Origin of the sequence: Serratia sp. PF-27 (assembly GCF_030053255.1) — a bacterium.
In the GTDB taxonomy this organism is placed as follows: domain Bacteria; phylum Pseudomonadota; class Gammaproteobacteria; order Enterobacterales; family Enterobacteriaceae; genus Serratia; species Serratia bockelmannii.
In genome coordinates this window covers 197,316-223,527 of sequence record NZ_JASGBT010000022.1, presented here as the reverse complement: position 1 = coordinate 223,527, position 26,212 = coordinate 197,316, and the positions used below count along the sequence as shown (strand labels likewise).

The window sequence follows — 26,212 nt, the reverse complement described above, 5'->3', positions numbered from 1 at the left end:
CGGATAACGGCTACGCCAGTTCGATGGCGAAATAGTTTTTGGCGTTGTCGAAGCAGATGTTTTTCACCATCTCGCCCAGCAGCGCGATATCCGCCGGCGCTTCGCCGTCCGCCACCCAGCGGCCGATCATCTGGCAAAGGATGCGGCGGAAGTATTCATGCCGCGTATACGACAGGAAGCTGCGACTGTCGGTCAGCATGCCGACGAAGCGGCTCAGCAACCCGAGCTGGGCCAGCTGCGTCATTTGGCGCTGCATGCCGTCCTTCTGATCGTTGAACCACCAACCGGAGCCGAACTGCATCTTGCCCGGCGTGCCTTCGCCCTGAAAATTGCCGATCATGGTGCCGATCACTTCGTTATCGCGCGGATTGAGGCAATAGAGAATGGTTTTTGGCAGACCGCCCTGCCGCGCCTGAGCATCCAGCAGCCGCGACAGCGGTTCCGCCAGCGGCCGGTCGTTGATCGAGTCGAAGCCGATATCCGGCCCGACGGCGGCCAACATGCGGCTGTTGTTATTACGCAGCGCGCCGATGTGATACTGCTGCACCCAGCCTCGGCGCCGGTATTCGCCAGCCAAAAACAGCAGCACAGAGCTTTTGAACTGGGCGCTCTGTTCCGGCGTCGGCAGCTCGCCGTTCAGGCGGCGCAGCAGGATCGCATCCAGCGCCGCTTCATCGGCCTCGCCGAACACCACCACGTCCAGCGCATGATCGGCCACTTTGCAACCGTGAGTGGCGAAGTGATCCATGCGCTTGTACAGGGCGTCGCACAGCGCGCTGAAGCGGCCGATGGCGGTGTCCGCCGCCGCCTCCAGCTGCCGCAGATAGTCGTTGAAGCCGGGCGCATCGATGGTGAAAGCTTTGTCCGGCCGCCAGCTCGGCAGCACCTTGATATCGAAGCTATGATCGTCGGCGATCGCCCGATGATGGCGCAGATCGTCGATCGGATCGTCGGTGGTGCCGACCATTTTCACATTCATCTGCTGCATGATGCCACGTGCGCGAAACGCATCCTGCGCCAGCAGCGCATTGCCGCGCTGCCAGATTTCATCCGCCGTGGCCGGCGACAACAGCGTATCCGTGATGCCGAACGGCCGGCGCAGCTCCAGATGCGTCCAGTGATAGAGCGGGTTGCCGATGGTGTGCGGCACCGTGGCGGCCCAGGCGTCGAATTTCTCGCGATCGCCCGCATCGCCGGTGCACAACCGCTCCGCCACACCGTTGGTGCGCATCGCCCGCCATTTGTAGTGATCGCCCCGCAGCCAGATATCGTACAGGTTGCTGAAGCGGGTATTCTCCGCGATCTGCTGCGGCGGCAAATGACAGTGATAATCAAAAATCGGCTGCTGCGCCGCGTAGTCGTGATACAAGCGCCGGGCAAATTCGCTGTCCAGCAGGAAATCTTCGCTCAAAAACGTCGCCATCTCGGGCTCCTTACTTGCCGTGCGGCACGGGGTTCGAATCACAAAAGTTATCACACCAATTTTCACTAACGTCCAGCAGATTTTTCCCGAGGTCTGCCGTTCATCCTCTCTCTACGCCCTTTTTCGCTCAATTTACCGGCAAAAATGCCCTATTTCACCGACCACAGTATTGCTCAGGCGAATAATTCCTTTTGTGATATCACTCAACTTTTAAACCTGTATGACAGGTTATTGTCTCGCCAGCCGCATCGACGGCCACACCTTCAAACGGGGAGACACTTCGGATGCGTAAAATTAAAGGGTTACGCTGGTACATGATCGGACTGGTGACCATCGGCACCGTGCTGGGTTACCTGACCCGCAACGCCATTGCCGTGGCGGCGCCGACGCTGGAAGATACGCTGCACATCACCACCCAACAGTATTCCTATATCGTCGCCGCCTACTCCGCGTGCTACACCTTGATGCAACCGGTGGCGGGCTACGTGCTGGACGTGCTGGGCACCAAGGTCGGCTACGCCATGTTCGCCATTCTGTGGGCGCTGTTCTGCATGGGCACCGCACTGGCCAACAGTTGGGGCGGGCTGGCGTTGGCGCGCGGCGCGGTCGGCATGGCGGAAGCGGCAATGATCCCCGCCGGGCTGAAGGCCAGCAGCGAATGGTTTCCGGCCAAAGAGCGTTCGATCGCCGTCGGCTATTTCAACGTGGGCTCGTCGATCGGCGGCATGATCGCCCCGCCGCTGGTGGTATGGGCCATCGTCGCGCACAGCTGGGAGATGGCGTTCATTATCACCGGCGTGCTGAGCCTGATCTGGGCCATCTGCTGGCTGCTGTTCTACAAACACCCGAAAGATCAGAAGAAACTGAGCCAGGAAGAACGCCGTTACATCCTCGAAGGCCAGGAAGCGCAGCACCAGACCTCTAACGCCAAAAAGATGTCCGCCTGGCAGATCGTGCGCAATCGCCAGTTCTGGGGCATCGCGTTGCCGCGCTTTCTCGCGGAGCCGGCGTGGGGCACCTTCAACGCCTGGATCCCGCTGTTCATGTTCAAGGCCTACGGCTTTAACCTGAAAGAGATCGCCATGTTCGCCTGGATGCCGATGCTGTTTGCCGATCTCGGCTGCATCGTCGGCGGTTATCTGCCACCGCTGTTCCAGAAGTATTTCAAGGTCAACCTGATCGTCTCACGCAAGCTGGTGGTGACGATGGGGGCGGTGTTGATGATCGGCCCCGGCATGATCGGCCTGTTCACCAGCCCTTACGCGGCTATCGCGCTGCTGTGCGTCGGGGGCTTCGCCCATCAGGCGCTGTCCGGCGCGTTGATCACCCTCTCTTCCGACGTGTTCGGCCGCAATGAGGTGGCGACCGCCAACGGGCTGACCGGCATGGCGGCCTGGACCGCCAGCACGCTGTTCGCCCTGGTGGTCGGCGCCCTGGCGGACACCCTCGGCTTCAGCCCGCTGTTCGCCGCGCTGTCGGTCTTCGACATTCTCGGCGCCATCGTCATCTGGACGGTGTTGCAAAACCGCCCGGCCGCCGAACCGCAACCCGCCGCGCTGCAGCCCACCCCGGCGCGCAGCTGATCCCCCGCCCGGCCGCTGCGCCGGGCCCCTTGCTCCTCTGGCAGCGGTGCCGAATAAGTGGTATAACAAATCCGATGGCCACGCGCCCCTTCCCACCGCACCGTATAGAGCATTCACTATGGAATTCACTGAAACCAGACGCCTGTATCAGCAACTGGCCGCCGAGCTGAAGCAACGCATCGAAAGCGGCCGTTATCCGGTAGGCGACAAGCTGCCGGCCGAGCGATACATCGCCGAAGAGATGAATGTCAGCCGCACCGTGGTGCGCGAGGCGATCATCATGCTGGAAGTCGAAGGCTATGTGGACGTGCGCAAGGGATCCGGGATCCACGTGGTGTCCAACCAGCAAAAACACCTGGTGGTGCCGGGCGACAGCATCGAGTTCGCCACCGCCGGCCCGTTTGAGCTGCTGCAGGCGCGCCAACTGATAGAAAGCAACATCGCCGAATTTGCCGCCACCCAGGTGACCAAGCAGGATATCGTGCAACTGATGGAGATCCAGGAGCATGCCCGCAAAGAGGATCGTTTCCGCGACTCGCAGTGGGATCTGAAGTTCCACGTGCAGGTGGCGCTGGCCACCCAGAACACCGCCATGGCCACCATCGTGGAAAAAATGTGGGTGCAGCGGGTCAACAACCCTTACTGGAAGAAACTGCACGAGCATATCGACGAACGTTCGATCGCCAGCTGGTGCGACGATCACGATCAGATCCTCAAGGCGCTGATGCGCAAAGATCCTTACGCCGCCAAACTGGCGATGTGGCAGCACCTGGAAAACACCAAGCAGATGCTGTTCAACGCCACCAGCGACGACTTCGAATACAACGCCGATCGCTACCTGTTCGCCGAGAATCCGGTGGTGCATCTGGATGGCGTGAGCCACGAGCCGAAATAGCCACGGCGGTCAAAAACCGTCGGCTTATGTCAGGTAATGTAAAATCCGCTGAATCGATGCCGGAACCGCCGTTTGCCGTGTACTATTTCACCGTCGGCAACGTAGATTTCCCTGTTGCCAATCGTGCTATTTTGGTAGAGTTAGCCCACTTTTTTACCCATTGCTGCGGGGGCGGGACGCGAATAAATGCGCTGGTTGTTTGCCATGCTGATTGCTGTTTTCTGCTGGACCGGTTCGGTCTCCGGCCCACAGCTATGCGTGGCGTCACCCAAGCCCACCCCCAGCGCGCTGAGCAGCCTGCCGCTGTTGGCGGAGCCGGCGCTTTCCCCCTATGATCAGGTGTATCGGGCGCCGGCCGAAGCGCGCCGCAAAGCTCCCGGCAAGTTGCCGCTGCTGCTGCCCAGAGCGCACTCTTTCTCCGGCTCGCTGCTCGCCTCCTCCCTGCCGGTGCCGGTCTATACCCTGGCCGCAGAGCCGGGCTACCGAATTCGCTTCCCCCGCCAGGACACGCCGGCTCCCAACCGGCTTGCCCAGGTCGACGGGATGCTGGACGCCTCCAGGCAACAGAGTCGGCAGGCCGGCTGGAAAGAAAGTAACATGCAGTACCGTGGCACGCTGACTTACCACCTATGACCGGTGTCGCACCGCTTAGAAACCTTAAAGCAACGCCGTTTCATCGTTATCAGCATTCAGGATCGCCGCGCGTTTTCAGCCCACGCCCGTTCCACCGCTGAGATAAAAATAAACAATGACGTTTTAGGAACACCGGATGGATATCATTAAAGAACTGATACATGCCTTATGGCAGCAGGATTTTGAGACGCTGGCGAACCCTTCGCTGGTGTGGACCCTCTACATCCTGCTGTTCATGATCCTGTTTTTGGAAAACGGGCTGCTGCCGGCCGCTTTCCTGCCGGGCGACAGCCTGCTGATCCTGGTCGGCGTGCTGATCGCCAAAGGCACCATGGGCTTCCCATTGACCATCGTTATCCTGACCGTCGCCGCCAGCCTGGGCTGCTGGGTCAGCTATATACAGGGCCGGTGGCTCGGCAATACGCGAACGGTGCAAGGCTGGCTTTCGCATCTGCCGGCCCACTACCATCAGCGTGCGCATAACCTGTTCCACCGCCACGGCCTTTCCGCCCTGCTGGTCGGCCGCTTCCTGGCCTTCGTGCGCACCCTGCTGCCAACCATCGCTGGCCTGTCCGGCCTGAACAACGCGCGCTTCCAGTTCTTCAACTGGATGAGCGGCCTGCTGTGGGTTTTGATCCTGACGACGCTGGGCTTCGCCCTCGGGAAAACCCCGGTGTTCCGCAAGTATGAAGATCAGCTGATGTTCTGCCTGATGATGTTGCCGCTGGTGTTGCTGGTGGTTGGGCTGGTCGGCTCGCTGATCGTGCTGTGGCGCAAGAAACGCGCCAGCGGCCAGAACCCGGGGAAAGGGGCGTGACAGCAAAGCGCCCGCGCTGGCAATACGTCTTGATGATCGCGATCGCCCTACTGGCGTTGGCGACGCTGCTGGTGCCCTGTATGGTGCGCACCGAGAGCGAGCTGCGCATTCGCGCCAGCCAGCAAGGGCTGTCGCTGCCCGACGGCTTTTACGTCTACCAGCGCCTGGATGAGCGCGGCATCCGCATCAAAAGCATCACGCCGGAAGGTGATGGCCTGGTCATCCGTCTGGATTCGCCGGAGCAGCAGTTGCTGGCGCGCGAAGCGCTGCAAACCATCCTACCGCCCGGTTACCACATCGCGTTGAGCGAATCCCCCGTGCCATCGCATTGGGTGCGCGAATTTGCGCGTTCCCCACTCAATCTGGGATAATCCCCCTTCAGATGAAGGGGTTTCCTTTCACTGCCATTATCTTCATTTTCATTCGCACCGATTAGCTCAAGAATTAATCAGTCAGCACTGAGTCACGGCTGATTCTTTGGGGGCACGCCGGTTTCATGACTATGCTGAAGGATAACTTCAGCCGGCGATGAACGCCCTCCTCTCGCGCTGCCGCCTTCGGCAGCCAGGAAAGCGGGTGCCTGTGCAGGTACCCATGAAAAGGAACTGAAAGATGAAATTACGCCACTCCCTGTTACTGCTGTTGCCTCTCTGCACGCTGCCGGCCCTCGCTGCGGCCGCTGAGGGCGGTTGTGCCGCCAAAGCGCAAAACATCCAACAGCAAATCGACTACGCCACCCAGCACGGTAACACCCACCGCGTGGACGGGCTAAAAAAAGCGCTGAGCGAAGTGCAGACTCACTGCACCGAAGCCGGCCTGCAAGCCGAACGCCAAAAAAACATCGCAGAGAAACAGCGCAAGGTCGACGAGCGCCGGCAGGAACTGAAAGAAACGCAGCAAACCGGCAAGCTGGACAAGGTCGCCAAGAAGCAGCAAAAGCTGGCGGAAGCGCAAGCTGAGTTGAAACGCGCCCAGGCGGAATAATTTTTTCACACCAGCGGATTTATCGATGAGAGCCCCATCACACGGGATTTCTTAAGCATATGAAATTGATGTCTGGTGTTATCTGCTGGCCATCACCCCTTTGCTCCGGCGAAAAAATCCGCTATGTTAAAAGTCTGTCGAAATAAACGTTAAGGAATAATCACATGGCACATGATTCAAATGCAGAAAACTTACGCGCTGAACTGAAGTCCTTAGCCGATACGCTGGAGGAAGTGCTGAACTCCTCCACCGACAAGCCGAAAGCCGAGCTGGAGAAGCTGCGCTCGAAAGCGGAAGGCGCGCTGAAAGAGACCCGCGCTCGCCTGAGCGACGCCGGTGACAAGCTGGCTTCGCAAACCAAGCAGATCGCCGGCCAGGCCGACGACTACGTGCGCGACAACCCGTGGACCGGCATCGGTATCGGCGCGGCGGTCGGCGTCGTGTTGGGCGTGCTGCTCGCGCGTCGTTAATCATGGCTGAACAACCGCAAGTGCGCGCGCAGGGCCCCGCTAAAGGGGTCCTGGATATCGGTCAGCGCATCATCACGATCCTGGTCGGCATGGTGGAAACCCGCGTCCGCCTGGCAGTGGTCGAGCTGGAAGAGGAGAAAGCCAACCTCATTCAGCTGCTGATCATGGCCGGCATGACGCTGCTGTTCACCGCCTTCGGTTTGATGAGCCTGCTGATCCTGATCTTCTGGGCCATCGATCCGGTCTACCGGCTGGTGGCGCTGGGCGCGACAACCGGCGTGCTGCTGTTCCTCGCCGTGGTCGGCACCATCTGGACGCTGGTCAAGGCCCGTCGCACCACGCTGCTCGGCGCCACGCGCAAGCAGTTGGAACTCGATCGCGCCGAGCTGGAGCGCGAGCCATGAGCCGCCGCCGCTATCTGGAATGGAAAAAAGAGAGGCTGATTCGGCAGATCCAGCAACAGCGTCTGGATCTGGCCGAACACAAGTCTCTGTGGCTGGAAAAGACCGAACGCATCGACCGCGGCTGGCAAACGGTGTTTGGCCTGCGCCGCTATCTGGTGCTCGGTTCCAGCGTCATGGCGCTGTACGGCATCCGCCATCCCAGCAAGATGATCCGCTGGTCGCGTCGCGCTTTCGGCGCATGGAGCGCTATCCGTCTGTTTAAAAAGACGTTTCCCGCCAAGTAAGCCGCTTAGTCTTTCCTTCAAACCTCCTGTTGCTCTGCCCGCATTTTCTCCCTTGATACAACGCGTCCAACCCCGGGGCCGGGCAACCTGCTGATCGGCGGCATTTTATTAGCACGCTAAAGATTCAGATTTTTTGAAAAATTACGACAGTTTTACTTGCTAACAACCTGAGCACTTCCCGCTTAACATTCACTCCATCAATACGATACGGAGCGGACAGGGTCAGAGACCCGCTACGCCGCCCGTTGATATGACTACCGCCGAACAGGCGCACAAAAACACTTTGGAGTAGATGATGAAAAAATTAGAAGATACAGGTTTGTTGGTTGCTCGTATTCTGATGCCAATCCTGTTTATCGTGGCAGGCTACGGCAAAATGGGTGACGCATATGCCGGTACCCAACAGTACATGCAATCGATGGGCGTGCCTGGCTTCTTGCTGCCGCTGACCATCCTGCTGGAATTTGGCGGCGGTCTGGCGATCCTGTTCGGTTTCCTGACCCGCACCGTGGCGCTGTTCACTGCCGGTTTCACCATCCTGACCGCGCTGCTGTTCCACACTGACTTTGCGGAAGGCGTAAACCAGCTGATGTTCATGAAAAACCTGACCATTGCCGGCGGCTTCATCGTGTTGGCGGTCGCAGGCCCGGGCGGCTTCAGCATCGACCGTCTTCTGAACAAGAAATGGTAATCTAAACTGTCATTCAGGGCCCGGCATGCCGGGCTCTGTCGTTTTTTAACTCGGACACCAAGGAGATTCCCATGGGACAACTCGTCGATGGCGTTTGGCAAGACATCTGGTATGACACCAAATCTACCGGCGGCCGTTTCAAACGTTCAACCGCTCAGTTTCGCAATTGGGTGACCGCCGACGGTCAGCCGGGCGAACACGGCGTGGGCGGCTTCCAGGCCGAAGCGGGCCGTTATCACCTTTATGTTTCTCTCGCCTGCCCCTGGGCGCACCGCACGCTGCTGATGCGCAAATTGAAAGGGCTGGAGCAGATCATTCCGGTCTCGGTGGTGCACCCGCTGATGCTGGAAAACGGCTGGACCTTCGGCCAGGATTTTCCGGAAACCACCGGCGATCCGCTGTATCACGCCGACTTCCTGTACCAGATCTACCTGCGGGCCGATCCGCACTACAGCGGACGCGTGACCGTGCCGGTGCTGTGGGATAAACAGCGGCAAACCATCGTCAGCAACGAATCCGCCGACATCATCCGCATGTTCAACAGCGCATTTGACGGCGTCGGCGCTCGGGCAGGTGACTACTACCCGACCGCGCTGCGCGGCAAGATCGATGAGCTGAACGGTTGGATTTACGATCAAGTGAACAACGGCGTGTACAAAGCCGGTTTTGCCACCAGCCAGGAAGCCTATGACGAAGCGGTCAACGGGGTATTCAACGCGCTGGAGCGCCTGGAGCAGATCCTGGGGCAGCATCGCTACCTGACCGGCGATCGGCTGACCGAAGCCGACCTGCGTCTGTGGACCACGCTGGTGCGTTTCGATCCGGTGTACGTCACCCACTTCAAGTGCGATAAACACCGCATCAGCGACTACCTCAACCTGTACGGCTTCCTGCGCGACATCTACCAGATGCCGGGCATCGACGAGACGGTCAGCCTGCCGCACATTCGCAACCACTACTACCGCAGCCACGCCACCATCAACCCGCACGGCATCATTTCCATCGGGCCGGCGCAGGATCTGGACGAGCCGCACGGCCGCGACCAGCGCTTCGGCTAAGGCAAAAAAATCCCCTTGCCGCCCGGCAAGGGGATGTCATCCAACCGACTTAACGCTGCGCGAACAGGCGCGGAATTTCGCGCAGGAACCAGGCTTTCGCCTCCCCCATGCTGTCGCGCCGCCAGGCCATGATGATATCGGCTTCGCGGCTGTATTCCGGCCCCACCACGCGCAGCCGCCCGGCCTCGATATCTTTCTCCACCATCGGATACGGCATGGTCGCCACCCCCAACCCGGCCAGCAGCGCCAGACGTTTGTCTTCAATGGTGCTCACCGTCAGACGCTGCTGCTTATCCAGCAGCTGTACGGTCAACACCGGGCGCTCGCGAGCGGTATCCGCCACCGCGATGCCGCGGTATTTCACGCGGGTCACTTCGGAAAGCGGCTCCGGCTCCAGGTGGATAGGATGATCCGGCGCGGCGACATAAACGCTCATCACCTTATACAGTTTGCGGGTGTTGATCTCGGACGACGCGCGAAAATGCATGTCCGGCGCGATCACGATGTCGGCGCGCCCCTGCTCCAGCCGCTCCCAGGCGCCCGCCAGCACCTCGGTGAAAATCGACACCTGGGTGTTGGCCTTCAGCGCCAGCTTGTCCACCAGCGGGAACAGCAGGCTCGGCGGCGACAGCGCTTCGCTGACGATGGTCAGGTGAGTTTCCCAACCGCGCGCCAGCGCCTCGGCGTCGGTGGTCAGTTTGTCGGCCGCTTCCAGCAGCACCCGCCCGCGTTCCAGCAACATGCGCCCCACGTTGGTGAACTTGGTGCGGTGGCCCGAACGGTCGAACAGCACCACGTCCAATTCTTCTTCCAATTTTTGCATGGTGTAGCTGAGTGCCGACGGCACCCGGCCCAATTCGTCGGCGGCCGCGGCGAAACTGCCGCGCCGGTCGATCGCGTCCATCACTCTCAGCGCTTCAAGCGTGAGCGCCCGATCTCTGGCCATCGCATCCCTCTGTCAGGAAATTTGAATATGCCGACCAGATTAACTGGCTAACAATCCGACGTCCAGATGCTTACCATTTGGATAATGAATTTAGAGAGCCGATTGCCATGATTACATGCAGAACAGCACAACAATGCGGGCAAGCTGACTTTGGTTGGCTGCAGGCTCGCTACACCTTTTCCTTTGGTCACTACTTCGATCCCAAACTGATGGGCTACGCGTCGCTGCGGGTGCTGAATCAGGAGGTGCTGGCGCCGGGCGCGTCGTTCCAGCCGCGCACCTATCCCAGCGTCGATATCCTGAACCTGATCCTGCAAGGCGAGGCGGAATACCGCGACAGCGACGGCAACACCGCACGCGCCAAAGCCGGCGAAGCGCTGCTGTTGGCCACCCAGCCAAGCCTGAGCTACAGCGAACAGAACGTCAGCAGCGATACGCCACTGACTCGTCTGCAGCTGTGGCTGGATGCCTGCCCGGAACGCAACAACGAGCGGGTGCAGCGTCTGACGCTGCCGGCGGCAGGCAACCTGCTGCTGGCCTCGCCTGACGGCGCGCAGGGCAGCCTGCAGCTGCGCCAGCAGGTCTGGATCCATCATCTCGATCTGCAGCCGGGCGAAGAACACACGCTGACGATTAATGGGCCGCGCGCTTATCTGCAGTCGATACACGGTACCATCGCCGCCACCGGCGAGCGCCACGAAGCGCAACGCCTGACCTGCGGCGACGGCGCCTTCGTGCGTGAGGAAAACCGCCTGACGATCCGCGCCGAGACGCCGCTGCGCGCGCTGTTGATTGACCTGCCGGTGTAAGGCCGGCCGGAAAACGAAAAACCCCGCGCAACGCCAGTTGCGCGGGGTTTTCTTTTGTCGAGGGAGTTGACCGGTAAGCCGGGTTCTGTCGTGGACAGTCATTCCTCTAGGCCAGCAATCGCTCACTGGCTCAAGCAGCCTACCCGGGTTCAGTACGGGCCGTACCATGTGAACCCCTATTTGGCCTTGCTCCGGGTGGAGTTTACCGTGCCACGAACTGTTGCCAGCCGCGCGGTGCGCTCTTACCGCACCCTTTCACCCTTACCTGATCCCGCTTGCGCGGGCCATCGGCGGTTTGCTCTCTGTTGCACTAGTCGTAGGCTTGCGCCTCCCAGGCGTTACCTGGCACCCTGCCCTATGGAGCCCGGACTTTCCTCCCCTCCATCTGTCTCCCCGAAGAGGACGGCAATGAAGCGGCGACTGTCTGGTCAACTCCGGCGCGGATAGTAGCGTTGCGGCGGCGGCAGGTCAACCGCTTTACGGCTGTTGTTGCTCCAGCGCGTGCTTATACAACGCATTTTTCTTCACGCCGTGGATTTCCGCCGCCAGCGCCGCCGCCTTTTTCAACGGCAGCTCTTTTTGCAGCAGCGCCAGCGTGCGCAGCGCCTCGAGCGGCAACGCATCCTCCTGCGCTTTGTGGCCTTCGACGATCAGCACCATCTCACCGCGGCGGCGCACTTCATCTTCCTGCACCCACGCCAGCAGCTCGCCCACCGGCGCGCCGTGGATAGATTCCCAGGTTTTGGTCAGCTCGCGCGCCAGCACGACATAACGCTGCGGGCCCCAAACGGTGACCATGTCCTGCAGACTTTCCAGCAGACGGTGAGTGGATTCATAGAAAATCAGCGTGCGCGGTTCCTCCGCCAGCGCCATCAGCGTATCCTTGCGCCCCTTGGTTTTCGCCGGCAGAAAACCTTCGTAGCAGAAACGGTCGGAAGCGACGCCCGCGGCGCACAGCGCGGTAGTGGCGGCGCAGGCGCCCGGCAGCGGCACCACGCGAATGCCGGCCTCGCGGCAGCGGCGCACCAGGTGATAACCGGGATCGTTGATCAGCGGCGTGCCGGCGTCGGACACCAGCGCGATGCTCTGGCCTTCCTGCAGTTTCGCCAGCAGCTGATCGGCCTTTTGCTGTTCGTTGTGGTCATGCAGCGCGAACAGACGCGCGTTGATCGCGAAGTGTTGCAACAGCAATCCGGTATGGCGCGTGTCTTCCGCCGCGATCAGATCAACGCTTTTCAGTACCTCTAACGCGCGGTGGGTAATATCGCCCAGATTGCCGATGGGGGTGGGCACCACATACAGCGTTGATGCAGAAATGACTGATTGTTGGTGTTGATTCATTGTTTCATCCGGGTTGCCGATTTAATATTGAGCATCTTGAAAAAAACATCACTGGATACAGTATGCTTTCCTCAACATTCGTTCGTACCAAAGCAGGGCGTTCCAAGCCTGTCCGACTTACCGCAGTCATCGCGGCCGCCCTTTTCCTGGCAGGCTGTCCAAGTCGGGCCCCGCAAACGCCGCCCGCCAATATACAGGACGAAGCGAGCGCCAGCTCCGATTACTACCTGCAGCAGTTGCAGCAAAGCAGCGATGATAACAAGGCTGACTGGCAATTACTTGCTATTCGCGCCTTGCTGCGCGAAGGAAAACTGCCGCAGGCCGGCGACCAGTTGAATCAGTTGCCGAAAAACCTCAGCGGCGCACAGCAGACTGAGCGCCAGTTGCTGACCGCCGAACTGCAGATCGCCAACAAGAGCTACGTCAGCGCCCGCAGCACGCTGGGCCACCTGGACAGCGGTGCGCTGTCGCCGAATCAGAAGGTGCGCTACTACCAGGCGCAGATCGCCGCCAATCAAGGCAAAGCGTCGCTGCCATTGATCCGCGCCTATATCGCTCAGGAGCCGTTGCTGACCGGCAAACCGCACCAGGACAATCTGGATCAAACCTGGCAGGCCCTGCTGCAGCTGACGCCGCAGGAGATGAACAGCCTGGTGATCAACGCCGACGAGAACGTGCTGCAAGGCTGGCTGGATCTGCTGCGCGTCTATCAGGACAACAAGCAGGATCCCGATCTGCTGAAGGCCGGCATCAAAGATTGGCAGAACCGTTATCCGAAGAACCCGGCAGCCAAAACGCTGCCGGCTCGCCTGAACCAGGTGCTGAACTTCACCCAGGCCTCCACCTCGAAAATCGCCCTGCTGCTGCCGTTGAACGGCCAGGCGAAAGTGTTCGCCGACGCCATCCAGCAAGGCTTCGAAGCGGCGAAAAACGGCGGTTCCATGCCGGCGCCGCAACCTCAAGCCGCGCAACCTGCCAGCGCACCGGCCCAAACGGCGCCGGCCGATCAGGCCGCAGCGGGTGACATCAACGCCAACGGCGCGGTCAGCCCTTCGGCGCAAGAGAGCCAGCCGGCCGTGACCGCCGCGCAACCCGCTGCACCGTCCAGCGCGCCGATAACGCCGCTGCAGGCCGCTAATGCGCAGGTCAAAGTGTACGACACCACCAGCCAGCCGCTGGCCGCCTTGCTGAGCCAGGCGCAGCAGGATGGCGCTACTCTGGTGGTCGGGCCGCTGCTCAAAGAGAACGTCGATCAGCTGTCCGCCAGCACCACCACGCTGAACGTGCTGGCGCTCAACCAGCCGGAAACGCCGAAGGACAACCTGAACATCTGTTACTTCGCCCTGTCGCCGGAAGATGAAGCGCGCGACGCCGCCCGCCACATCTGGGAACAGCAGAAGCGTCAACCGCTGCTGCTGGTGCCGCGCGGCGCCTTCGGCGATCGCGTCGCCAAGGCCTTTAACCAGGAATGGCAGAAGCAAGGCGGGCAAACCGTGCTGCGTCAGGACATCGGCTCTGCCGGCGAGCTGCGCCAGATGGTGAACAGCGGCGGCATCCGCATGACCGGCACGCCGATGTCGAGCGCCCCGGCGCCGCAGAGCGTCACCATCGCCGGGCTGACCATTCCTGCGCCGCCGAGCGACGTGCCCGCCGCCACCGGCGGCAGCGTCGACGCGGTGTATATCGTCGCTACCCAGTCCCAACTGACGCTGATCAAACCGATGATCGACATGGCCACCAGCTCGCGCGGCAAACCGGCGATGTACGCCAGCTCGCGCAGCTACCAGGCCGGCGCCGGCCCGGACTTCCGTCTGGAAATGGAAGGCCTGCAGTTCAGCGATATCCCGCTGCTGGCCGGCTCAAACCCTCAGCTGCTGCAGCAGGCCAGCGCGCGCTTCCGCAACGATTACTCGCTGGTGCGCCTGTATGCAATGGGGATGGATGCCTGGACATTGGCCAACCACTTTGCTGAAATGCGCCAGCTGCCGGGTTTCCAGGTTTCCGGCACCACCGGTACGCTGAGCGCATCGCCGAACTGCGTGATCAACCGCAAGCTGCCTTGGCTGCAATACCGTCAGGGTACGGTCGTTCCGGTCTCTTGAACCCACGCGCCTCCGGGGCGGGCTACGAGTTACTGGCCCGCCGTCACCTGGAACACGCCGGGCTCACCTTCTGCGCCGCCAACGTCGCGGTGCGCGGCGGTGAGCTCGACCTCATCATGCGCGACGGCACTACCTGGGTATTCGTCGAAGTGCGCTACCGCCGCAACGACGCCTTCGGCGGCGCGGCCGCCAGCGTCACCTTTCGCAAACAACAGCGGTTGCTGCACGCCGCCGCCGTCTGGCTGGCGGGGCGCGGAGCCAGTTTTGACACATCATCTTGCCGTTTTGATGTTTTGGCCATTACCGGTAGCCAGTTAGAATGGATACCCAACGCCTTCAATGCGGATTAATTGGGGTTTTGCGGCGCAGACCGGCCCTTTGACTTAGTGGATTAATACAACGTGCTGGATAGAATTAAAGTCTGTTTTACCGAAAGCATCCAAACCCAGATCGCGGCGGCGGAAGCACTGCCGGACGCCATTTCCCGCGCTGCGATGACGCTGGTTCAATCCTTACTCAACGGCAACAAAATCCTGTGCTGCGGCAACGGCACCTCGGCGGCCAACGCGCAGCACTTCGCCGCCAGCATGATCAACCGTTTTGAAACCGAGCGCCCCAGCCTGCCAGCCATCGCCCTCAACGCCGACAACGTGGTGCTGACGGCGATCAGCAACGATCGGTTGCACGACGAAGTGTACGCCAAGCAGGTGCGCGCACTTGGGCACACCGGTGACGTGCTGCTGGCGATTTCCACCCGCGGCAACAGCCGTGATATTGTGAAAGCGGTCGAGGCGGCCGTGACCCGCGATATGACCATCGTCGCGCTCACCGGCTACGACGGTGGCGAACTGGCCGGGTTGCTCGGCCAGCAGGATGTCGAGATCCGCATCCCGTCGCACCGCAGCTCGCGCATTCAGGAAATGCATATGCTGACCGTAAACTGCCTGTGCGACCTGATAGACAATACGTTATTCCCCCACCAGGACGATTAAGGAACTGAGATGAAGCTAAAAGCCACATTTGCAGTGCTGTCCAGCGCCCTGCTGTTGCAAGGCTGTATCGCCGGCGTCGTCGTCGGCAGTGCGGCCGTCGCGACCAAAACCGCCACCGACCCACGCAGCGTCGGGACCCAGGTGGATGACGGCACGCTGGAAGCCAGGGTCGAAAGCGCCCTGAGCAAAGACCAGCAGTTGAAGAAAGATGCCCGGGTGGTCGCCACCGCCTATCAGGGCAAGGTGCTGTTGACCGGCCAGTCGCCTAACGCCGATCTCACCGCGCGCGCCAAGCAGATCGCCATGGGCGTGGAAGGCACGACCGAAGTGTATAACGAGATCCGTCAGGGCACGCCGGTCAGCCTGAGCACCGCGTCCTCCGACACCTGGATCACCACCAAGGTGCGTTCGCAGCTGCTCACCAGCGATACGGTGAAATCGTCCAACGTGAAGGTTACTACCGAAAACGGCGAAGTGTTCTTGCTGGGCCTGGTCACGCAGCAGGAAGGGCAGTCAGCGGCGCAGATTGCTAGCCAGGTCAGCGGCGTGAAGCACGTCACTACCGCCTTTACCTATGTGAAATAAACCGCTTGGCGGGAGCGGCACCGTGCCGCTCCCGCCCGTTTAATCCAGCTTGTTCTCGCGTAAAAACGCTTCCCCGCCCAGTTGCCGCATTTGGCGCATAATCCATTGTTGACGCTGCACCACATAGCCGGACGGCGCATCGGCCCTGAAGCGGTGCGGATTCGGCAATACCGCCGCCAGCAGCGCCGCTTCGGCCGCGCTCAGACGTTTGGCCGGCTTATGGAAAAAGCGCTGTGAAGCCTCTTCCACGCCGAACACCCCGTCGCCGAACTCGACGATGTTCAGATACACCGTCAGAATACGTCGCTTGGTCCACACCAGCTCGATGCCCGACGTCAGCCCGGCCTCCAGCCCTTTGCGCAGCCAGCTGCGGCCATCCCACAGAAACAGGTTTTTAGCGGTCTGCTGCGACAGCGTGGATGCGCCGCGGATGCGCGTCGGGCGTTTCTCGTTGTGGCTGAGCGCCTTTTCAATGGCCGCCACATCGAAGCCCCAATGGTCTGGAAACTTCTGATCCTCCGCCGCCATCACCGCCAGCGCCATTTGCGGCGAGATATCGTCCATCGACACCCAGTCCGAATGGGCGACGTAGCCGAAGTCGCCGCTCAGCCAGGCGCTGACTTGCCTCTCCACCATCACGGCGGAAAACGGCACCGGCAGGAAGGCAAAGAGCACAATGCCCAACACCCACAGGCCGATAATCGCGATAACGCCGCGCTTCAGCCAATACCACGGACGCAGCCGCCGCCATCCGCCGTGCGATTTTCTCATTCAGCCAGTTCCAGCACCCGCGCCACCAGCTTATCGATGCCGAGGGCCGCCTGCGCGATCGACGGCGCCAGCATATAGGCTGGCGTGGTCACGATCTTGTGCTCGCTGTCCACCACGATGTCGTCCACCGGACAAATCACCGGCTCGCCGCCCATGGCGTCAATCACTTCCCCCAGGTCCGGATCGTTGCCAATGGTGAGCCGCGCTTGTTGATCCAGCAGTTTCGGCAACAGCGCCGGCGCGATGCACATCAGGCCAATTGGTTTGTTGGCCTTATGCATCTCGCGCGTCAGGCGCGCCAAATCCTCATCGACCCAACATTCCGCGCCGGCTTCGGCGAAATTGCTGAGGTTCTTGGCGGCACCAAAGCCACCGGGCACGATCAGCGCATCCAGCTGGGCGGCTTCCGCCAGCGCCAGCGGCTGCACGGCCCCGCGGGCAATGCGCGCCGATTCAATCAGGACATTGCGCGACTCCGCCATCTCCTCACCCGATAAGTGATTAATAACATGGCATTGTGGTTTATCAGGCGCAAAGCACACCGCCTGGGCGCCGGCACGGTCCAACGCCAGCAGCGTCAGCACCGCTTCATGGATCTCCGTACCGTCATAAACGCCGCTGCCGCTGAGGACTACACCCACCTTTTTCATCACTCTTACTCCTGTCGCTGCTGTCAACTGGTTCGTGCTCTGAGTTGACAAACACTAATCTACATCACACATTTTAATGAATCTTCTAACAAGAGCGCTTACATTTGCTATGTTGTTGGCTGTATGATGTTTAGGAATTCGCAACAACCTGCTCGACCAGAACACTGAAACCAATACGCAGGTTCACAATTTCCCTGGTGTTGGCGCAATATTCGCGCACCCCGGCTTAGGTCGGGGTCATTTTTTTTCAGCGTTCTCAACCCAAGCCCGCAGTACCTGCACATCGTTGCGCCACTCTTGCTTCAACTCATCCACCCAATCCTGCACGTTATCCCACCAGGCCGGCAGCGTCGGCGTTTGAATCTGCTGCGCCAGCTGCTGCAGATGGCGCAGACCGACCGAACCGGCGGCGCCCTTGATCTTGTGCCCTTCCTCGGTGATGCCTTTCTGATCGCGCGCCGTCATGTTGGAGTCCAGCACCGCTAGGTAGCCCGGCATCATCTGTTCGAACATCTCCAGGCTTTGGTGGATCAGCTGCGGGCCAACCAGATCCATGTACTGTTCCAGCATCGCGGTATCGAGTAACGACTCATTAATCTGCATCGCCTTGTGCTCCGTTTTCTTTGAAGTGTGAGAAGGTTGATGATCCCAATAGTGTTTGATGACCTGGGTCAGCGCCGGCACCGACAACGGCTTGCTCAGCACATCGTCCATGCCCGCCTCGAGATACTCTTTTTTGTCTTTCAGCACGTTGGCGGTCAAAGCCACCAGCGGCGGCAGCGCCTGCCCGGCATAGCGTTCGCGCAGCGCCCGGGCGATATCCAGCCCGGTCATGTCCGGCAGTTGAATGTCCAGCAGAACCAGATCGAACTCGTCCGGGTCGAACATCGCCAGCGCATCGTGGCCGTTCATCGCCACATCGACGCTGTTGCCCAATTTCTCCAGCACCGATCGCGCCACGATCACGTTCAGTTCGATATCCTCCACCAGCAGGATGTGCAGCGCCGGCAACGGCAGCTCCTCCTCCTCCGATACCTCGCTGACGGCTTCCTGCACCGCCGGCGCCTGGATGGTCAGAGTGAAGCAAGAACCGTGCCCCTGTTCGCTGCGCACGGTGATGTCACCCCCCATGCTCTGCGCCAGCCGCTTGGAGACCGCCAGCCCGATGCCGGTGCCGGTGGCCGGGCGGCCGCCGCGCTGATCTTTCACCTGGTAATACATGGCGAAGATCTTGTCCTGCTCGTCCTGCGGGATGCCCATGCCCGAGTCTTCCACCTCGAACACCAGCTTCTCCTGCGCCTCGCGCCGCACGCGCACCACGATTTGCCCCTGCTGGGTAAATTTCACCGCGTTGCCGATCAGGTTCCACAAGATCTGCCGCAGGCGCGTGCCGTCGGTCACGATCTGCTGCGGCAGCGGCGTCTGCGGATCCATGATGAACTGCAGCCCTTTCGGCTGCGCCAGCAGGCCGGAGAGGTTCTCCAGATCTGCCAGGAAACCGGTGAAGTCCACCGGCTGGTTGTCGAGCTGCACCTTGCGCCGCTCGAGCTTATCCATTTCGATAATGTCGTTGAAGATATTGCCGAGGGTGATGGCGCTGACGTGGATGGTCTTCAGGTATTTCAGTTGCTCGTCATTCAGCTCGGTATCGAGCAGGATGCGGCTCAGGCCGACGATGCCGTTAAGCGGCGTACGCAGCTCGTGGCTGATGGTGGAGATAAAGGTGGTCTTCTCCCTGCTGGCGTTCTCCAGCGCGTCCTGGTAGCGCTTACGCTCGGTAATATCGCGGCCGAAGCCCATCAGCCCGTGGCGTTTGCCCACCCGGTCGTAAAACGGGACCTTGCGCAGCTCGAAACAGGCCTTGCGGCCGTCGGGATACACCAGCCACTGTTCGTAGGTCAGCGAGACGTTGTGGCGGAACACCTTCTCGTCGGTCTCAATGACCTTTTCGGCGATTTCCTGGCCGTAGACGTCGAACGGCGTCAGGCCGATCAGCTGCTTCTCGCTTTTGCCGGTCAGCAGCTCCATCGCGCGGTTGCAGCCGGAGAACTCTTTGTCTTCGTTGCGGTAGTAGACCAGATCCGGCGAGGCATCGAGGAAGGAACGCAACAGCGCCGATTGCTGGCCCAGCTCAATCTGCGCCAGCTCGCGCTGTTCCATCTCTTCGGTCAGCTTTTCCATCACCTGCAGGCGCTCTTCTTCCGCCTTGATACGGTCGGCAATCTCCTGATTCAGCTGGCTGATATTGTCTTTGAGCTGCTGATTGAGCTCCAGATCGCGGTGGCGCATCTCTTCGAGCTTGTCCACCAGCCGCGCCAGCCGTTGGCGCGACTCTTCCAACTGTTCCACCACCACCGAGAGAAAATAGACCGCCCACGGGGTGATCAACAGGCCGAAGAAGATCGAACGCACCACGTCGATGCTTTCCACTTCGCCGCGCAGCAGCATGGTCACCGCCATCTGCACCACCATCGCCAGCACCACCAGCGCCGAGGCCAGCAGCAGCGAGAAGCGTACCAACCCCAGTTTCACCATTAAATCAACGTAGTACTGGGCCAACACCCGGATTTGCTTCATAGCGGCTCCCATCAGACACAATCTTTTGAATCATACCGTAAAACCGCGGTGAGATAAGGCGGCAAACGCCGAAGTGTGGCAAAGATTGCACTTCAGAGCGGCATTCCAGGGCGGTAGCGCCACTTTTCATCCAGCGCGCTGCCCTGCCCACCGCGCTGTTGCAGATAAGCACCGACCGCCTGCATGCCACTCCAACGGTTTTCGCACCACAGCGGCGCCAGCAGCGTCGGCCGACGGGCGCTGGCGGAAAGACGGTGATACACCACCTCGCCCGGCGTGTGGCGGATCATCTCCCCGGCGCTGACGGCGTAGTCCTCCAACGCCAGTTCGGACAAGCGCCCGGCGCGCCACGCTCGTGCCAGGGTACTGCCGGTCACGACGTGCAGCGGATGCAGTTTGATGCCATCCACGCCAGTCTCCACCACCCGCTGCAGCGTGAGCAGATGATCGCGCTGAGTTTCTCCCGGCAGCCCGACGATCAGATGGCAGCACACCTTCAGCCCGCGCTGCCGGGCCAGCCGCGCCGTCTGCTGATAACAGCGAAAATCATGGCCGCGATTGATGCGCTTCAGCGTTTTATCGTGCGCCGTCTGCAGCCCCAGCTCCAGCCACACTTCATAGCCTTGCTCGCGGTATCCCGCCAGCAGATCCAGCGCGGCGGGCGGCACGCAGTCCGGCCGGGTGCCGACGCACAGGCCGACCATGGCGCTCTGCGCCAACGCCTGCCGATACATCGACGCCAGCCGTTCGATCTGCGCATAGGTGCTGGTATAGGCCTGGAAATAGGCCAGATAGCGCCGCGCCCGATCGACCCGCGCGGCCTGTTGCGCCAGCTGTTCGTCGATGCTCTGGCGCTGCATCGCTTCATCGGCGAACGAGGCGACATTGCAGAACGTACAGCCTCCGCGCCCCAACGTGCCGTCGCGGTTAGGGCAGCTGAATCCGCCGTGCAGCGTGAGTTTATGGATCTTTTCGCCATAGCGGCGCTGGAGATCTGCGCCAAACATATTGACTAATTGCGGCAACTGCATAATCTTGGTGATTCTCTGTGTTCAAAGCCGCGATGCTAATAAGAAACGGCTTTTCCCGCGATGACAGAGATCAACGCTTTCCCCGCAAGGCGCCACCAGGCATAACTATTCATCATAAACGCAAATCAATTCACTATAATTCTGATGAATTATTCTAATCGTCACGCAACCGTTAACGGCAATATGACAACACGGTGAAAAATAGTCATAAACATCAGCCAAGCAATATCTTATAGAATAAAATTCTGGCATTAACCCCCGCACTAGCATGGTGCAGAGATTAAGGGGTTGCACTATAGTGAGACAGCTCACACTTCTGCGGGGATCGGTGTTGCCCCACGACAGTGCAAAAATGCATTAAATTACTTATTTATCAAATAAATAAACATCATTAATTCGATAAGAATCTATCTTAAGCCCACATTTGACCTGCGAATTCTTTCTCGCTAAGTTGGAAGTCCGCTGGAAGCTTTCTGGACGGGCAAACGTCTCGTCATATTTATGCAGTAATTGAAGACTCCCTCTTAAAACAAGTCCTATACCACTTGTGAGACCGTCACGAGAGGCCATTGATGGAGGGCGGAAAAGCAGATTGGCGGGGTTAACTTGCTGATTGGACTTCTGCCTGAAATTGGGAAGCCCCCTCGCAGTAGGTTGTGAGAGTCACGCAGAGCCTGGGGAGGTTCACGATATGTTGTACGATAAATCCCAAGAGAGGGACAACTGTGGTTTCGGCCTGATCGCCCACATAGAAGGCGAACCTAGCCACAAGGTGGTGCGCACCGCCATTCACGCGCTGGCCCGCATGCAGCACCGCGGCGCGATCCTGGCCGACGGCAAGACCGGCGACGGCTGCGGCCTGTTGCTGCAAAAACCCGATCGCTTCTTCCGCATGGTGGCGGAAGAGCGCGGCTGGCGTTTGGCCAAGAACTACGCCGTCGGCATGATGTTCCTCAGCCAGAATGAAGAGGAAGCGCGCCTCAGCCGCCGCATCGTGGAAGAAGAGCTGCAAAACGAAACGCTGTCGATCGTCGGCTGGCGTGAAGTGCCGACTAACCCGGACGTGCTGGGTGAAATCGCCCTCTCCTCCCTGCCGCGCATCGAGCAAATCTTCGTTAATGCCCCGGCCGGCTGGCGCCCGCGCGATATGGAGCGCCGCCTGTTCGTGGCGCGTCGCCGCATCGAGAAACGCGTGCAGGACGACAGCTTCTACGTCTGCAGCTTCTCCAACCTGGTGACGATCTATAAAGGCCTGTGCATGCCTGCGGATCTGCCGCGCTTCTATCTCGATCTGGCGGACCTGCGCCTGGAGTCGGCCATTTGCCTGTTCCACCAGCGCTTCTCCACCAACACCGTGCCGCGCTGGCCGCTGGCGCAGCCGTTCCGCTACCTGGCGCACAACGGCGAAATCAATACCATCACCGGCAACCGCCAATGGGCGCGTGCCCGTACCTACAAATTCCAAACGCCGCTGATCCCGGATCTGCAGGCCGCCGCGCCGTTCGTCAACGAAACCGGCTCCGACTCCAGTTCGCTGGACAACATGCTGGAGCTGCTGCTGGCGGGCGGGATGGATCTCATCCGCGCCATGCGCCTGCTGGTGCCGCCGGCCTGGCAAAACAACCCGGACATGGACGGCGATCTGCGCGCCTTCTTCGACTTCAACTCGATGCACATGGAGCCGTGGGACGGCCCGGCCGGCATCGTGATGTCCGACGGCCGCTACGCCGCCTGTAACCTCGATCGCAACGGCCTGCGCCCGGCGCGCTACGTGATCACCAAAGACAAGCTGATCACCTGCGCCTCCGAAGTCGGCATCTGGGATTACCAGCCGGATGAAGTGGTGGAAAAAGGCCGCGTTGGCCCCGGCGAGCTGATGGTGATCGACACCCGCAGCGGCCGCATCCTGCACTCAGCGGAAACCGACAACGATCTGAAAAGCCGCCACCCGTATAAAGAGTGGATGGAGAAAAACGTCAAACGCCTGGTGCCGTTCGAAGATCTGCCGGACGATCAGGTCGGCAGCCGCGAGCTCGACGACGCGCAGCTCGAAACCTACCAGAAACAGTTCGGCTACAGCAGTGAAGAGCTGGATCAGGTGATCCGCGTGCTGGGCGAGATTGGCCAGGAAGCCACCGGTTCGATGGGCGACGATACCCCGTTCGCCGTGCTCTCCAGCCGGCCGCGCATCGTTTACGACTACTTCCGCCAGCAGTTCGCGCAGGTCACCAACCCGCCGATCGATCCGCTGCGCGAAGCGCACGTCATGTCGCTGGCCACCAGCATCGGCCGTGAAATGAACGTGTTCTGCGAAGCCGAAGGCCAGGCGCACCGCCTGAGCTTCAAATCGCCGATCCTGCTGTACTCCGATTTCAAACAGCTCACCACGCTGGAAGGCGAATACTATCGCGCCGAGACGCTCGATCTGACCTTCGATCCGCAGCAGCAGGATCTGGAGCAGACCATTCGCGCCCTGTGCGACGAAGCGGAACGCAAGGTGCGCGAAGGCGCAGTGCTGTTGGTGCTGTCCGACCGCGCCATCGCGCCCGGCCGCCTGCCGGTACCGGCTCCAATGGCCGTTGGCGCCGTGCAAACCCGCCTGGTGGAGAAAAGCCTGCGCTGCGACGCCAACCTGATCGTTGAAACCGCCAGCGCCCGCGATCCGCACCACTTCGCCGTGCTACTCGGCTTCGGCGCGACCGCCATCTACCCGTATCTGGCCTATGAAACCCTGGCCAAGCTGGTGGACAGCCAGGCGATCGACAAGAAATACCGCGACGTGATGCTGAACTACCGCAACGGCATCAACAAAGGCCTGTACAAGATCATGTCCAAGATGGGCATCTCGACCATCGCCTCTTACCGCTGCTCCAAGCTGTTCGAAGCGGTCGGCCTGCACCGCGATCTGGCGGATCTGTGCTTCCAGGGCGTGGTCAGCCGCATCGGCGGTGCCAGCTTCAGCGACTTCCAGCAGGATCTGCAGAACCTCTCCAAGCGCGCCTGGCTGAAACGCAAGCCGCTGGAGCAAGGCGGCCTGCTGAAGTTCGTACACGGCGGCGAATACCACGCCTACAACCCGGACGTGGTGAACTCACTGCAAAAAGCGGTGCACAGCGGCGAGTACAGCGACTACCAGGCCTACGCCAAGCTGGTGAACGAGCGACCGATCGCCATGCTGCGCGATCTGCTGGCCATCACGCCGAAAGGTGAACCGATCCCGGTCGATCAGGTCGAACCGGCGGAGTCGCTGTTCAAACGCTTCGACACGGCGGCGATGTCGATCGGCGCACTGAGCCCGGAAGCGCACGAGTCGCTGGCGATCGCCATGAACGGTCTCGGCGGCTTCTCCAACTCTGGCGAAGGCGGCGAAGATCCGGCGCGCTACCGCACCAACAAGGTGTCGCGCATCAAACAGGTGGCCTCCGGCCGCTTCGGCGTGACGCCGGCCTACCTGGTAAACGCCGACGTGATCCAAATTAAGGTCGCGCAAGGCGCCAAGCCGGGCGAAGGCGGCCAGCTACCGGGCGACAAAGTCACTCCGTACATCGCCAGATTGCGCTATTCAGTGCCGGGCGTGACGCTGATCTCCCCGCCGCCGCACCACGACATCTACTCGATCGAAGATCTGGCGCAGCTGATCTTCGACCTGAAGCAGGTCAACCCGAAGGCGGTGATCTCGGTGAAACTGGTGTCCGAGCCGGGCGTGGGCACCATCGCCACCGGCGTGGCGAAAGCCTATGCCGATCTCATCACCATCGCCGGTTACGACGGCGGCACCGGCGCCAGCCCGCTGTCCTCGGTGAAATATGCCGGCTGTCCGTGGGAACTGGGCCTGGTGGAAACCCAGCAGGCGCTGGTGGCCAACGGCCTGCGCCACAAGATCCGCCTGCAGGTGGACGGCGGCCTGAAAACCGGCGTGGACATCGTCAAAGCGGCGATCCTGGGCGCGGAAAGCTTCGGCTTCGGCACCGGGCCGATGGTGGCGCTGGGCTGCAAATACCTGCGCATCTGCCACCTCAACAACTGCGCGACCGGCGTCGCGACTCAGGACGACAAGCTGCGCCGCGATCACTACCACGGCCTGCCAGAACGCGTGACGAATTACTTCCAGTTTATCGCGCGTGAAACCCGCGAGATCATGGCCCAACTGGGCGTGAGCCAACTGGTGGATCTGATCGGCCGCACCGAGTTCCTGACCGAGCTGGACGGCATCTCCGCCAAGCAGAACAAGCTGGATCTGTCGCCGCTGCTGAAAACCGCCACGCCGCATCCGGGCAAAGCGGTGTACTGCACCGAAAGCAGCAACCCGGCGTTCGACAAGGGCCTGCTGAACAAAGAGCTGCTGGCGCAGGCGCAGCCGTACATCGAAGCGAAGCAGGGTAAAACCTTCTACTTCGACATTCGCAACACCGACCGCTCCGTGGGCGCCATGCTGTCCGGCGCGATCGCCGACGTGCACGGCGATCAGGGCATGGCGGCCGATCCTATTAAGGCGCACTTCTCCGGCACCGCCGGGCAGAGCTTCGGCGTTTGGAACGCCGGCGGCGTCGAGCTGACCCTGACCGGCGATGCCAACGACTATGTCGGCAAAGGCATGGCCGGCGGCAGCATCGCAGTGCGTCCGCCGATCGGCTCCGCCTTCCGCAGCCATGAAGCCAGTATCGTCGGCAACACCTGCCTGTACGGCGCCACCGGCGGCAAGCTGTTCGCTGCCGGCCGCGCGGGCGAACGCTTCGCGGTGCGCAACTCCGGCGCCATCACCGTGGTGGAAGGCATCGGCGACAACGGCTGCGAATACATGACCGGCGGCATCGTCTGTGTGCTGGGTAAAACCGGCATCAACTTCGGTGCCGGCATGACCGGCGGCTTTGCCTACGTGTTGGACGAAGACGGCGAGTTCCGCAAGCGCGTGAATCCGGAGCTGGTGGAAGTGCTGGATGTCGATCAGCTGGCGATCCATGAGGAGCACCTGCGCGGCCTGATCACCGAACACGTGCAGGCGACCGGCTCTTCCCGCGCGGAAGAGATCCTGGCCAACTGGCCGGAGTGGGCGCCAAAGTTCGCCCTGGTCAAACCGAAGTCTAGCGATGTCAAAGCGCTGTTGGGTCACCGTAGCCGCTCCGCAGCCGAGCTGCGGGTGCAGGCGCAGTAAGAGGTAGGTCATTA

At 60.9% G+C, this 26,212-nt stretch carries 24 protein-coding genes and 1 other RNA gene; 17 read left to right on the top strand and 8 right to left on the bottom strand.

What is annotated here, in order from left to right; translation table 11 throughout:
• Positions 1–10: 10 nt before the first annotated feature.
• Complete coding sequence (gene uxaC, locus QMZ29_RS20560; RefSeq protein ID WP_261425123.1) at positions 11–1,423, bottom strand: glucuronate isomerase; 1,413 nt, start codon at positions 1,421–1,423, stop codon at positions 11–13.
• 284 nt (positions 1,424–1,707) lie between these two features.
• Between uxaC and QMZ29_RS20555 the strand changes: the two genes are divergently transcribed.
• From QMZ29_RS20555 to QMZ29_RS20505, 11 genes are all read left to right on the top strand, one after another.
• Positions 1,708–3,006, top strand: a complete 1,299-nt coding sequence (locus tag QMZ29_RS20555; RefSeq protein ID WP_060434628.1) for an MFS transporter — start codon at positions 1,708–1,710, stop codon at positions 3,004–3,006.
• A gap of 118 nt (positions 3,007–3,124) precedes the next feature.
• Positions 3,125–3,901, top strand: coding sequence for a transcriptional regulator ExuR (exuR, locus tag QMZ29_RS20550; protein ID WP_033636102.1), 777 nt, complete (start codon positions 3,125–3,127; stop codon positions 3,899–3,901).
• Positions 3,902–4,087: 186 nt separating this feature from the next.
• On the top strand, positions 4,088–4,534 hold the full coding sequence (locus tag QMZ29_RS20545; protein ID WP_025304351.1) for a hypothetical protein: 447 nt from the start codon (positions 4,088–4,090) through the stop codon (positions 4,532–4,534).
• A gap of 136 nt (positions 4,535–4,670) precedes the next feature.
• Positions 4,671–5,351, top strand: coding sequence for a DedA family protein (locus QMZ29_RS20540; RefSeq protein ID WP_025304352.1), 681 nt, complete (start codon positions 4,671–4,673; stop codon positions 5,349–5,351).
• Positions 5,348–5,722, top strand: a complete 375-nt coding sequence (gene mzrA, locus QMZ29_RS20535; RefSeq protein WP_261425122.1) for an EnvZ/OmpR regulon moderator MzrA — start codon at positions 5,348–5,350, stop codon at positions 5,720–5,722. The genes QMZ29_RS20540 and mzrA overlap by 4 nt, the downstream gene beginning before the upstream one ends.
• Positions 5,723–5,963: 241 nt before the next feature.
• Positions 5,964–6,335, top strand: coding sequence for a DUF1090 domain-containing protein (locus tag QMZ29_RS20530; RefSeq protein ID WP_025304353.1), 372 nt, complete (start codon positions 5,964–5,966; stop codon positions 6,333–6,335).
• 164 nt (positions 6,336–6,499) lie between these two features.
• Positions 6,500–6,805 (top strand): ElaB/YgaM/YqjD family protein, encoded by a 306-nt coding sequence (locus tag QMZ29_RS20525; RefSeq protein WP_004937125.1) that lies wholly within the window; start codon positions 6,500–6,502, stop codon positions 6,803–6,805.
• Between the two features lie 2 nt (positions 6,806–6,807).
• On the top strand, positions 6,808–7,209 hold the full coding sequence (locus tag QMZ29_RS20520; protein ID WP_015379160.1) for a phage holin family protein: 402 nt from the start codon (positions 6,808–6,810) through the stop codon (positions 7,207–7,209).
• Positions 7,206–7,493, top strand: coding sequence for a YqjK-like family protein (locus QMZ29_RS20515; protein WP_261425120.1), 288 nt, complete (start codon positions 7,206–7,208; stop codon positions 7,491–7,493). The genes QMZ29_RS20520 and QMZ29_RS20515 overlap by 4 nt, the downstream gene beginning before the upstream one ends.
• Positions 7,494–7,788: 295 nt before the next feature.
• Positions 7,789–8,184, top strand: coding sequence for a DoxX family protein (locus QMZ29_RS20510; protein WP_004937119.1), 396 nt, complete (start codon positions 7,789–7,791; stop codon positions 8,182–8,184).
• A gap of 71 nt (positions 8,185–8,255) precedes the next feature.
• Complete coding sequence (locus QMZ29_RS20505) at positions 8,256–9,242, top strand: glutathione S-transferase family protein (RefSeq protein ID WP_049208330.1); 987 nt, start codon at positions 8,256–8,258, stop codon at positions 9,240–9,242.
• 49 nt (positions 9,243–9,291) lie between these two features.
• Here QMZ29_RS20505 and QMZ29_RS20500 read toward each other — a convergent pair whose 3' ends face one another.
• A complete protein-coding gene (locus tag QMZ29_RS20500; protein ID WP_025304355.1) occupies positions 9,292–10,188 on the bottom strand; it encodes a LysR family transcriptional regulator in 897 nt (298 codons plus the stop codon).
• A 107-nt stretch (positions 10,189–10,295) separates the two neighbouring features.
• Between QMZ29_RS20500 and QMZ29_RS20495 the strand changes: the two genes are divergently transcribed.
• Complete coding sequence (locus QMZ29_RS20495) at positions 10,296–10,997, top strand: pirin family protein (protein ID WP_261425116.1); 702 nt, start codon at positions 10,296–10,298, stop codon at positions 10,995–10,997.
• 58 nt (positions 10,998–11,055) lie between these two features.
• Here QMZ29_RS20495 and rnpB read toward each other — a convergent pair.
• Positions 11,056–11,433, bottom strand: an RNA gene (gene rnpB, locus QMZ29_RS20490) — RNase P RNA component class A.
• 41 nt (positions 11,434–11,474) lie between these two features.
• A complete protein-coding gene (rsmI, locus tag QMZ29_RS20485; RefSeq protein ID WP_004937108.1) occupies positions 11,475–12,338 on the bottom strand; it encodes a 16S rRNA (cytidine(1402)-2'-O)-methyltransferase in 864 nt (287 codons plus the stop codon).
• Positions 12,339–12,400: 62 nt separating this feature from the next.
• On the opposite strand from rsmI, the gene QMZ29_RS20480 reads away from it, so the two are divergent.
• Genes QMZ29_RS20480 through dolP form a run of 4 tightly spaced genes read left to right on the top strand, consistent with a single transcriptional unit; the run spans position 12,401 to position 16,017 of the window.
• Positions 12,401–14,440 carry a penicillin-binding protein activator gene (locus tag QMZ29_RS20480; protein ID WP_043141990.1) on the top strand — a complete coding sequence of 680 codons (2,040 nt, stop codon included), beginning with the start codon at positions 12,401–12,403 and terminating at the stop codon, positions 14,438–14,440.
• On the top strand, positions 14,437–14,790 hold the full coding sequence (locus tag QMZ29_RS20475; RefSeq protein ID WP_015379164.1) for a YraN family protein: 354 nt from the start codon (positions 14,437–14,439) through the stop codon (positions 14,788–14,790). The genes QMZ29_RS20480 and QMZ29_RS20475 overlap by 4 nt, the downstream gene beginning before the upstream one ends.
• Before the next feature lie 51 nt (positions 14,791–14,841).
• Positions 14,842–15,432 carry a DnaA initiator-associating protein DiaA gene (gene diaA, locus QMZ29_RS20470; protein ID WP_004937103.1) on the top strand — a complete coding sequence of 197 codons (591 nt, stop codon included), beginning with the start codon at positions 14,842–14,844 and terminating at the stop codon, positions 15,430–15,432.
• A 9-nt stretch (positions 15,433–15,441) separates the two neighbouring features.
• Complete coding sequence (gene dolP / locus QMZ29_RS20465) at positions 15,442–16,017, top strand: division/outer membrane stress-associated lipid-binding lipoprotein (protein WP_004937101.1); 576 nt, start codon at positions 15,442–15,444, stop codon at positions 16,015–16,017.
• 39 nt (positions 16,018–16,056) lie between these two features.
• Here dolP and mtgA read toward each other — a convergent pair whose 3' ends face one another.
• From mtgA to mnmL, 4 genes are all read right to left on the bottom strand, one after another.
• The gene (gene mtgA, locus QMZ29_RS20460; RefSeq protein ID WP_197811447.1) at positions 16,057–16,788 is read right to left on the bottom strand and encodes a monofunctional biosynthetic peptidoglycan transglycosylase; all 732 of its coding nucleotides are present in this window, start codon (positions 16,786–16,788) and stop codon (positions 16,057–16,059) included.
• Positions 16,785–17,438, bottom strand: coding sequence for an isoprenoid biosynthesis glyoxalase ElbB (gene elbB / locus QMZ29_RS20455; protein ID WP_060448034.1), 654 nt, complete (start codon positions 17,436–17,438; stop codon positions 16,785–16,787). The genes mtgA and elbB overlap by 4 nt, the downstream gene beginning before the upstream one ends.
• Positions 17,439–17,675: 237 nt before the next feature.
• Positions 17,676–20,015, bottom strand: a complete 2,340-nt coding sequence (arcB, locus tag QMZ29_RS20450) for an aerobic respiration two-component sensor histidine kinase ArcB (protein ID WP_261425113.1) — start codon at positions 20,013–20,015, stop codon at positions 17,676–17,678.
• A 92-nt stretch (positions 20,016–20,107) separates the two neighbouring features.
• A complete protein-coding gene (gene mnmL, locus QMZ29_RS20445; RefSeq protein ID WP_060434639.1) occupies positions 20,108–21,046 on the bottom strand; it encodes a tRNA modification radical SAM protein MnmL/YtqA in 939 nt (312 codons plus the stop codon).
• A gap of 691 nt (positions 21,047–21,737) precedes the next feature.
• Here mnmL and gltB point away from each other — a divergent pair.
• Positions 21,738–26,198: a glutamate synthase large subunit gene (gene gltB / locus QMZ29_RS20440; protein ID WP_025304362.1), complete on the top strand. Its 4,461-nt coding sequence runs from the start codon at positions 21,738–21,740 to the stop codon at positions 26,196–26,198.
• Positions 26,199–26,212 lie beyond the last annotated feature (14 nt).